This window comes from Pseudomonas sp. 1912-s (assembly GCF_029269205.1).
Classification (GTDB): Bacteria; Pseudomonadota; Gammaproteobacteria; order Pseudomonadales; family Pseudomonadaceae; genus Aquipseudomonas.
Genome location: NZ_JARIXR010000021.1, coordinates 116,216 through 124,240, shown reverse-complemented (window position 1 = coordinate 124,240; position 8,025 = coordinate 116,216). Strand labels below are relative to the sequence as shown.

The 8,025-nt window shown below is 65.2% G+C and carries 6 protein-coding genes; 1 reads left to right on the top strand and 5 read right to left on the bottom strand.

Annotated features, from left to right (window positions below):
- Window positions 1–445 precede the first annotated feature (445 nt).
- Complete coding sequence (locus P3C29_RS23390; RefSeq protein WP_010173740.1) at window positions 446–1,348, top strand: LysR family transcriptional regulator; 903 nt, start codon at window positions 446–448, stop codon at window positions 1,346–1,348.
- Window positions 1,349–1,357: 9 nt separating this feature from the next.
- Here P3C29_RS23390 and P3C29_RS23385 read toward each other — a convergent pair whose 3' ends face one another.
- The 5 genes from P3C29_RS23385 to P3C29_RS23365 all read right to left on the bottom strand — a co-directional run bounded on the left by P3C29_RS23385 (window position 1,358) and on the right by P3C29_RS23365 (window position 8,017).
- Window positions 1,358–2,704, bottom strand: a complete 1,347-nt coding sequence (locus P3C29_RS23385) for an OprD family outer membrane porin (protein ID WP_275965575.1) — start codon at window positions 2,702–2,704, stop codon at window positions 1,358–1,360.
- A 101-nt stretch (window positions 2,705–2,805) separates the two neighbouring features.
- Window positions 2,806–4,158: a citrate-proton symporter gene (locus P3C29_RS23380; protein WP_237150971.1), complete on the bottom strand. Its 1,353-nt coding sequence runs from the start codon at window positions 4,156–4,158 to the stop codon at window positions 2,806–2,808.
- 94 nt (window positions 4,159–4,252) lie between these two features.
- On the bottom strand, window positions 4,253–5,641 hold the full coding sequence (locus P3C29_RS23375; RefSeq protein ID WP_275965574.1) for an amidase: 1,389 nt from the start codon (window positions 5,639–5,641) through the stop codon (window positions 4,253–4,255).
- Between the two features lie 136 nt (window positions 5,642–5,777).
- Window positions 5,778–6,593 carry a protein phosphatase 2C domain-containing protein gene (locus tag P3C29_RS23370; protein ID WP_275965573.1) on the bottom strand — a complete coding sequence of 272 codons (816 nt, stop codon included), beginning with the start codon at window positions 6,591–6,593 and terminating at the stop codon, window positions 5,778–5,780.
- Entirely contained in the window at window positions 6,590–8,017 is a 1,428-nt protein-coding gene (locus tag P3C29_RS23365) for a serine/threonine-protein kinase (protein WP_201123090.1), read from the bottom strand. The genes P3C29_RS23370 and P3C29_RS23365 overlap by 4 nt, the downstream gene beginning before the upstream one ends.
- Between the last annotated feature and the right edge of the window lie 8 nt (window positions 8,018–8,025).

Here is an 8,025-nt window from a genome sequence, read left to right as displayed (position 1 = left end):
CAGCTCCCACAGAAAAGCAGCGCTGCATTAGTTTCAGATTTGGTTTTCGCTTTTGATCTGGCTTCTACCACTCAAGCCGGCCTGTAGGCCGCTGTGCTCTTGCTTTTGATCTTGATCTGACTGCCCCAATAAGCCCGAGGCCGAACGTAGGGATTGAGGAGCGGGTAAACCGGCAGGACGCCGGTTTAGCCGCGACGGGGCAGGGACGCCCCGTCGCGGCGGCCCGCGGAGCAATGCCGGAGTGAGGGAACACCGAGCCTAGGCGAGGTGCCGACAGGCGGGGCAGAGCCCTTTGCTTACTTTGGGGCTCTTCCAAAGTGAGTCGCTGTAAGAGCGAAACCCTAAGCCGCCGTTACCGAAGAAATGGATATGTACCCAAAACAGAACAGCTGGCGCAGTAATTGCCTCCCCCCACCCCGAGCCCCAAAAAAAGGAGCACCCCGCCATGCAACTACGCGCCTTGCGCTATTTCCACGAGGTCGCCCGCTGCGCTTCGTTGCGTAAAGCGGCGGAGCGTCTATACGTCACCCCAACCGCCGTCAGCCGCCAGATCGAACACCTCGAACACTTCTTCGGCGCCGCCCTGATTGAGCGCGGCCCCCGCGGCATCCGCCTCACCGCCGAGGGCGAATGCCTCGCCGAACAAGTCACCTCAACCCTGCGCGGCCTCGACCAGGTACGCGAAGTCATCGCCAGCCGCCAAAGCCAGGTGGCCGGTAACATCAGCATCCATGTGTCAGAAAGTATCGTTTCCACCGTGCTCGCCCCGGTACTCGCCACGTTCTACCGCGCCCACCCCAAAGTCACCTTCAACATCGTGATCGCCAGCGCCTCCGCCACCCTCGACGCCTTGTGCAGCGGCGAAGCCGACCTGGGCCTGGCGTTCTACCTGCAAGAGCGCGCCGACGTCGAAGTCACCGCCCACTGCCAGTTATGGCACCGGGTGCTGGTCAGCGCCGAACACCCCTTCGCCCAGCGCGACAGCATCGAATTGAGCGAACTGGAAGGCCAGCCCCTGGCGATTCCCGACTCGGCCTACGGCGTGCGCCAAGCCCTGGAAGTGGCCGCGAAAAAACGCGGTGTGACCCTCGAACCGGTGTTCACCACCAGCTCCCTGGAAGTGCAGAAGAGCTTGGCCCGGCAACGGGCAGCCGTGTTGATTTTGCCCCAGGTAGAGGCAGACGTGCGTGACCTGGGTGACGGCCTGGTAGCCGTGCCAATCGCCGATGAAGACCTCGGGCGCATCCGCATCGACCTGTGCGTGTACCGCAACCGCCCCCGTTCGGTGGCGGTGCTCAAGTGCCAGGAGATGCTGGCGGGGGCGATGCAGCGCTGTTCGTTGAACTGAGCCTGAGCCTCAGAAGATATTGATCGGCACATTGGCTACGAGGCGGAACTCGTCGTAGCTGCCGTCGATCTGCCCGCCGCTGGCGCGGTGGTTGTAGACGATGGTGCGCAGTACGCTGTTCTTGAGGGTTCCGGACTGGATCACGTAGGCCAGCATCAAGCCGTTTTCGTTGTGCTTGGCGCCGTCCAGGCTGCGCACGTTGTAGCCGGTGTTGTGGCCGTTGCGGTCGCCGTCGTAGTGGGTGCCGTCGATGTCCCAGCCCTTGGCGTGCCACACGCTGGCGGTGAGGCCGGGCACGCCGTAGGCGGCGAAGTCCAGGTCGTAGCGCAGTTGCCAGGACTTTTCGTTGGGGCCGTTGTAGTCCGAGTACAGCGAGTTGGCCATGTAGTTGCCGGTGGACTCCCACACGTAGTCGAAGTATTCGTTGCCGAACACCTGCTGCCAGGCCAGGGTCAGGCTATGGGCCAGGTGCGTGGCGGTGAAGGCCAGGCTGGCGGCGTTGTTGTCGATGTAGCCGAGGTTTTTGTCCCCCGAGTCGCTGGTGTGGTAGTAGTTGAAGGCGGTCTTCAAGGCGATGTCGCTTTTGTCGCCGATGCGGTGGGTCAGGCCGATGTAGGTCTGGTCCCACATGTCTTCGAAGCGCGACGCGTAGACGCTGGCTTCCAGTCCGTAACCCGGCTTGACCGTGGCCCCCAGGTAGCTGATGCGTGAGCCGGTGTAGGCGCGGTTGCCGAAGGTGGTGGTGAGTTTTTCGGCGCCGGTGCCGGTGCGCGGGATCGCCCGTTCGAAGCTGCCGCCCTGCACCGACAGCCAGTCGAATTCGTTACTGAACAGGCCCACGCCCTGGAAGCTGGAGGGCAGGGCGCGGTTGTCCTTGTAGCGCAGGATCGGGTTGTCGGTCATCAGCCGGCCGGCCTTGATTTCGGTGCTCGACAGGCGAAAACGCACGTCGCCCACCCCCAGGCGGCTCCAGGTGGGAATCGCATCGCCGTCGCCGTCCACCAGCACCCGGTCGCCGCCATTGGCGACCTTGCCGTGGCCGCGCTCCAGGTTGACCGCGCTGAAGATTCCCGCGTCCACGCCCACGCCAATCAGGCCCTGGGTGTAGCCGGAGCTGTACTTGAGCATGCTGGTCTGGACCCAGGTTTCGCGCACGCGGGTGGGTTCGATACCACCGGCTTTCTTGATGCTCAGGTGAGTGGTGCGCTTAGTGTGCTGGTTGGAGTAGTAGTGACGCAGGTTCAGGTCCAGGGTGCTGCCTTCGAGGAAGCCCGGTGCGCTGGCTTGAGCGTTGTCCTGGGCGAAAACCTGGGTGCTGGACGCCAGGGTGACGGCCAGCAAAAGACGTGGATACATGGTAACTCCCCATACAAATCAGACGTAAGGCGACCGTCCCGGCAGGCCCTTGGGCGCTGCCGGTCGGTGGCGAAAAGACGCGGGACAGTGGGAAAAGGTGTTCAGCGAACCGGGGCTTCTGTGAGCCGGGTTTCGCGGGCCGGGCTGCCGGGCAGCGGCGGGCGGGTTTCCTTGGCGAACCAGGCGGCGGTGAGGCACACCAGGTTGGCGACCAGCAGGTACCAGACCGGCGACATCGGGTCACCGGTGGTGCCGATCAGCCAGGTGATGATGATCTGCGCGGTGCCGCCAAACGCCGCCACACCGAAGGCGTAGACGATGGAGAAGCCGGTGGAGCGCACGGATTTCGGGAAGCTTTCCACCAGCAGCACGATCAGCGCCGCGCCACTCATGCCGTGCAGGCCCGAGAGTACGGCCAGCGTCAGCAGGAAAGTCGCCGGGCTTGGGTGCTCGGTCATCAGTTGCAGGGCAGGGAACAGGATTAACAGCAACACCACCCGGGGTGTCATCAGGATCGTCCGGCGCCCGAAGCGGTCGCAGAGCATGCCGCCGGCCACTGCGCACACGGCCATGGCAGCGCCCGCCACCAGGGTCGAGAGCATGGAGATGCTGGTGGGCAGCTTCAGCTCGGTGAGGGCGAAGGTGGTCATGTAGTTGAGGAAGTATTGGGTGATGGTGCTGCCGGAAAGGATCAGCAGCCCCAGCACCAGTGCGCGCCGGTGTTTGCCGCAGACTTCCCGCACCAGGTCGCCGGTGCTGGTCTGCTCGCCATGGCCGTGGAAGGTTTCGGCAAGGTTGCGGCGGATGTAGATGCCGATCGGCAACACCAGCAGGCCGAACACGAACGGTACGCGCCAGCCCCAGCTGTTGAGGTCTTCCGGGGACATGACTTTGGTCAGGGTGAAGCCCACCAGCCCGGCCACCATGGCGGCCACGCCCTGGGCAACCACTTGCCAGCAGGCATAGGTGCCGCGTTTGTGCGGTGGCGCAGCTTCCAGGATGTAGGTGGTGGCGGGGCCGGCTTCACCGCCCCAGGCCAGGCCCTGGATCATGCGGGTGACCACCAGCAGGATCGGCGCGGCGATGCCGATGGTCTCGTAGCCGGGCAATATCGCGATGCTGCCGGTGCCCACGGCCATCATCACCAGGGTCAACAGCATCGCCGGTTTGCGCCCGACACGGTCGGCGTAGGCGCCGATCAGTACTGCGCCCAGGGGCCGGACGATAAAGCCGATACCGAAGGCCGTGACCGACAGCATCAAGCTGACGAAGGCGCTGTCGGACGGGAAAAACGTGTGGCCGATCATCACCGCAAAGGTTGCGTACACACCAAAGTCGAAAAACTCCACGGCGTTACCCAGGACCACGGCGAAGATGCTCTTTTTGCCGGCGTCCGGGGACGGTGTTTCGGGTGCGTGATCAGGATCGGATCGTGTCAATTGCTCAGTGTGCATACCAGCCCCTCGATTTTAGTTATAGGTCGTCCGAGCTCCCGGCCGGTGCGGCCCGGAGCTGGCGTGTGGGTGGGCAGTTCTTACAGCGTCAAAGTCAGGAAGGATTCGGCCAGTGGTGGATTGCGCCACGCCAGCTCTCGTAGGTTTTAGCGATTTGCAGCAGCCATTGATCGGCGAAGCGCGGGGCGATCATCTGCAGGCCGATGGGCATGCCATCGGCGGCGAAACCGCAGTTGATCGACAGCGCCGGTTGTTCGCCCATGTTCCAGGGCACGGTGAACACGATGTGCTCGAACGGCAATTGCGGGTCGTTGCTCGGTGAAGGCCACTCGGCCGGGAAGGCGTTGACCTGGTTGGTGGGGGAGAGCACCAGGTCGAGTTCGTTGAACACCTGCGCGGCGCGGCGGCGCATTTCGAACGTCTGGTTGAAGCCCTTCACGGCCTGTACGCCACTGATCTCGGCACCCGGCGCGGCCCAGTCGCGGATGTAGGGCAAGACCTTGTCGAACTGCTCGCTGCTCAGGGCCGACAAGTCGCCCCACTGGCGAGCGCGCCAGAAGTGGTCGAGGCCGTCGAGTTGGTTGCGGTCCATGATCGGCGGGATCAGCGTGACCTTCGCGCCATGGGCTTCGAACAATCGCGCTGCCTGCTCCACGGCTTCACACACGAAGCCTTCCGGCTGCATGCCCACCCCGGGTTCGAGCATCAGGCCGACGCGCAGGCCCTTGACCGACAGCGGCTGGTTGCTCCATGCAGTGGTGAGCGGCGGCAGGCTGGTGGCGTCGCGGGCATCGGGGCGGGCCAGGTGTTGCATCAGCAGCACGCAGTCGTCGACCGTACGGGTCATGGGGCCGGCGGCGCGGCCGGTGTAGTACGGGTCGATGGGGATGCGCCCCAGGGTCGGCTTGAACCCCACCAGGCCACACCAGGCGGCGGGCAGGCGCACCGAGCCGCCGATGTCGGTGCCCACGTGCAGCGGGCCATAGCCGGCGGCGGCCGCAGCGGCCGCACCGGAGCTGGAGCCGCCGGTGTTGTTGGCGGTATTCCACGGGTTGCGAGTGATGCCATGGAAGCTCGACAGGCCGGAAGACAGCATGCCGAAATCCGGGTTGGTGGTCTTGGCCAGAATGATCGCGCCCGCTTCACGCATGCGGGCGGCGGGCGGTGCGTCCTTGAGGGCCGGGGTCAGGCGGGTGGCGGCGCTGCCAAGGGGAATGGGCACGCCTTCGGTGGCGATCAATTCCTTGAGGGTCACCGGCACGCCGTCGAGGGCGCCGTTGGGTTGGCCCTTGTTCCAGCGTTCGGTGGAGGCCTGGGCCTGCTGGCGCACCTGATGCGGGTCGAAGGCGTAGAGCGCGTTGATCTGCGGCTCCCAGCGGTCGATATGGGCCAGGAGCTGGTCGTAATAGTCGATGGGCGCGAGTTGCCGGCTGGCGAATTGCGCCAGCAGTTCGGCGGCCGTAAGGGTGTGCAGGTCAGTCATCGAACGCTTCCTTGGGATGGGCCGGGTGGCTCATGGCGGGTTGCAGTAGGCATGACTATATAAACCCGGGCGTGGCGCGGCCATCACAATCGGTGCAGTTCAGTGTTGCGTTTTTGTGTGCACTGACAGCGTGCCGCTAGTGGTCGTAAAGCGCCAACAGCACGGTGACGTTGTCCCGCCCGGCGTATTCCACGCTCAGGTCCAGCAGGCGTTCGCAGGCGGTTTGCAGGGTGTGGCGGGTGGCAGCGGCAAGGACCTGGGCGATTTCCTGATGGGGCACGCAGCCGTGCAGGCCGTCACTGCAGAGCATCAGCAGGTCGCCTGGCAGCACCGGCTGTACGCGTATCTGCGGTTCGACCCGTGCCGCCGGCCCGATGGCCTGCAACAGCAAGTTGCGCGCCGGCAGGCGGTCGACCTTGCCGGCCTCCAGCGCCTGCTGGTACCAGGTCTGGTCCCGGGTCAACAGCGCCAACTCGCCGTCGCGGTACCGGTACAGGCGGCTGTCGCCGACATGGAAGACCAGCAGCGGGCCTGGGTGGTGCGGGCGCCACAGGCCGGTCAGGGTGGTGCCCATGCCGTTGCCTTCGCTCATCTGCCGGGCGACGTTGCGGGCGTACACCTGGGCATTGACCTGGTCGATGGCGTCGTGCAGCACGCTCACGGCGTGCATCGCCGGGTCGGACCAGGTGGCATCGGGGTCGCTGGAGCAGGCCGGTGCGTCGGTTCCGTGGGCGCTGAGATACTCCCGCAGGCAGGTCAGGGCCAGTGCACTGGCCAGGGCGCCGGCTTCGTGGCCGCCCATGCCGTCGGCCACCGCCAGCAGTTGCAGGTCGGTATCCAGCAGAAAGTTGTCTTCGTTGCTCTCGCGTACCGGGCCGACGTCGCTCAGGCCGCAGGCAATCGCCGTGGCGAGGCTGTGCGGGCCAGCGGGGCTGAGGCTGGAGTCGGTCATGGGGTGGGCTCAAAGCTGTGGAGGAAGGCGAGGCGCTGGGCCTCGTTCTCGATGTGTTCGGCCAGGCGTTGCAGGAACGCCTGGCGCAGGGGCGTGGTGCGTGCGGCACGGCTGACGACGATGCGAGCGATGGGGCCGATCAGCACGGCCAGGCGCCGTTCGGCCATTTCGCTGAAGGCCGGGTCGATCCCGGGTTCGAGGGCATGGGTGGGCTCGCGGATCAGCGTCACCACCGTCGGTTCACTGACCGGTGCCGGGGCCGCTGTGGGTGGGTTCAAGCGCTGGAACAGCGACTGGCTGGCGCTGGCAAACTGTTCACGGCCGCGTTCCGAGGGAATGTGCGGCAACAGCGCGGCGCATACCGCTTCGAAATCTTGCGAAGCGTTCAGGCTCTTGCGCACCAGAAAGCGCGCCAGTGGGCCGATCTGGTGGGACAGCAGCGATTCCAGTTCCGGCATCACCGCGAGTTTCCACGGGGTGAGGGTTTCCAAAGGCTCGGTGGCCACCGTCGCCGTGGTCGGCGGGGTGTGCACGCCGAGGCTCTGGTTGGGGCGCATGAGCACGGTGCGATCGTCGTCGATCTCGGCGTTGATCCAGGTGCCGGTGGTGGTGCTGCCGATCAAGGCTTGCAGGTCATCGAGAAAGGCCTGGGCCGAGGGGTAGCGTTCACTCGGCCGCTTAGCCAGGGCGCGTGCGATCACGCTGTCCAGCGCCGGGTCGAGGGCCAGGTTGAGGCTCGACGGTGCCACTGGTGTCTGGTTGAGGATCTGCTGCATGACCATGGTGGCCGAGCCGGAAAACGGTCGCTCGCCGGTCAACAGTTGGTAGAGCACGATGCCGGCGGAGAAGACGTCCGAGCGCCCGTCGATCAGTTCGCCGCAGAATTGCTCCGGCGACATGTAGCTGGGGGTGCCGATCATCGAGCCGGTCTGGGTCAGGGTCGATGAGTCCAGGCGGGCCACGCCGAAGTCGGTGACCTTGACCTGATCGTCGGCGGTAATCAGCAGGTTGGCCGGCTTGATGTCGCGGTGCACCACGCCCTTGGAGTGCGCGTATTCCAGGGCCAGCAGCAATTGGCGCATCCAGCCCAGGCTGTGGCTCAGCTCGCGCGGTGTTTGCGCGGCGAGCACGGTGTTGAGCGGTGTGCCTTCGACAAATTCCATGGCGATGTAGGCCGAGCCCTCGTCTTCACCGTAGTCGTAGACCGCGACGATATTGGGGTGCATCAGTCGGCCCGCTGCCTGGGCTTCGTTCTTGAAACGGCTGACCAGCTCGGCGTGGTGGCTGTCGCCGAACAGCTCTTTGCGGATGGTCTTGAGCGCCACGGTGCGGGCGATGTGCGGGTCGAATGCCTTGTACACCGTGCCCATGGCCCCTTTGCCGAGCACGCTGTCGATGCGGTATTTGCCGAGTTGTTCAAGCATGGCGGTGC

What these genes read in the sequence shown, in the direction of transcription:
- P3C29_RS23390 (WP_010173740.1), top strand. Translation starts at nt 446, where the DNA reads ATGCAACTACGCGCCTTGCGCTATTTCCACGAGGTCGCCCGCTGCGCT.
- P3C29_RS23385 (WP_275965575.1), bottom strand. Translation starts at nt 2,704, where the DNA reads ATGTATCCACGTCTTTTGCTGGCCGTCACCCTGGCGTCCAGCACCCAG.
- P3C29_RS23380 (WP_237150971.1), bottom strand. Translation starts at nt 4,158, where the DNA reads ATGCACACTGAGCAATTGACACGATCCGATCCTGATCACGCACCCGAA.
- P3C29_RS23375 (WP_275965574.1), bottom strand. Translation starts at nt 5,641, where the DNA reads ATGACTGACCTGCACACCCTTACGGCCGCCGAACTGCTGGCGCAATTC.
- P3C29_RS23370 (WP_275965573.1), bottom strand. Translation starts at nt 6,593, where the DNA reads ATGACCGACTCCAGCCTCAGCCCCGCTGGCCCGCACAGCCTCGCCACG.
- P3C29_RS23365 (WP_201123090.1), bottom strand. Translation starts at nt 8,017, where the DNA reads ATGCTTGAACAACTCGGCAAATACCGCATCGACAGCGTGCTCGGCAAA.